This is a genomic window from Vibrio sp. D173a, from assembly GCF_030248475.1.
In genome coordinates this window covers 1-1,278 of record NZ_JAHGAH010000235.1, presented here as the reverse complement: position 1 = coordinate 1,278, position 1,278 = coordinate 1, and the positions used below count along the sequence as shown (strand labels likewise).

At 43.0% G+C, this 1,278-nt stretch carries 1 protein-coding gene; it reads right to left on the bottom strand.

Going from position 1 to position 1,278, the window contains the following annotated elements; translation table 11 throughout:
* Nucleotides 1–331 precede the first annotated feature (331 nt).
* The gene (ilvY, locus tag KIV40_RS21285) at nt 332–1,222 is read right to left on the bottom strand and encodes an HTH-type transcriptional activator IlvY (protein ID WP_285351179.1); all 891 of its coding nucleotides are present in this window, start codon (nt 1,220–1,222) and stop codon (nt 332–334) included.
* Nucleotides 1,223–1,278: the final 56 nt, after the last annotated feature.

Sequence of the window (1,278 nt, the reverse complement as noted above, 5' to 3'; positions counted from 1 at the left end):
ATTGCGTGCAAGCCCAGCCGTTCTGTCACTTGTTTAGAAAAAACTTTTGTATTGGGTTGATATCTTCAGAGTCCAGTGCCAGCAGCATAGCGAACTCTGTGGGATAAAGGTCTTATTTCTCTTTTATCATTGGCTATTTTCTAAGCCTTAAAACTCCCCAAACGTAAGTGCTTACTTACTCTCATCGTTTTTCTAGTACTATCTTTGTTACATGAACAGTGACGTTGCGCTCTTTTTGTGCTGCTCTAGATTTTATGTTCAAGATTGACTGCAAACAAAAAGCCCGGTACTTGTGTAGCGGGCTTAAGATTCCTATTTGAGTCAGGTATGTCTACAGGGAGATATACTTACTTTCTGCGACTTCCCATAGGGCTTTCACTAATGGATTTTCTAGTTGGCTCTTGATGCAACAGACCCCGAGTTCAAATGGTTTTATAGGTAGAACCTTGAGTCGATTTATCTTCTCTCTGACAGGGCTGTTGTTGATTACCACATCCGGTGCGATACCGACGCCACAGCCTAAAGCCACCATGCTGACAATAGCCTCATGTCCTGCCACCTGTGCGTAGATATTTGGTTTGATCTTCATTTGCTTAAACCAAACATTCGCTCTTTCTCTTGCTGTGCCTGCTTCTGGGACGATGAAAGGGATCGTTGACCAATCCGGACTTTCTTTCTGCAGTTCTTCTGCAAAGCTGCTGACTCCAACTGGCGCTATCACCGATAGGGGAATCTCACTGATTGGTTCAAAGGAGACTTTAGCTGGCAGTTGGTCTGGCTTAGCAGAGATCGCGATATCAGCCTCATCTGCCAATATTTTATCGATGGCTTGCGCTGGATCGCCAGTAGAGAGTTTGAATTCGATAAATGGATGCTGAATGCGGAATTCAGAAATCAGCTCTGGGAGGTGGCTGTAACTTGCGGTTACCGAGCAAAATAAACGTATCTCACCCTTTAACTCGTCTTCTGTCCCTTTGACATAACTTTGGTATTGCTGCCACTCACCTAAGATCTTCAGTGCTACAGGTAATAGCTTCTTTCCTTGAACTGTTAATTCAACACTTCGGTTATCACGCAAGAACAGCCGTTGATGTGTTTCTTCTTCCAATTTCTGGATCTGCCGACTCAGTGCTGAAGGGCTGATATGCATTGCTGCTGCTGTCTTAGCGAAGCTTTTACTATCACATAGATGAATGAATAATTGCAGGCTTTTGATGTTCATTAAATCTTCACTTCCATGTTGCATTAATTGCAATAAGTAATTGTGAATATATCACT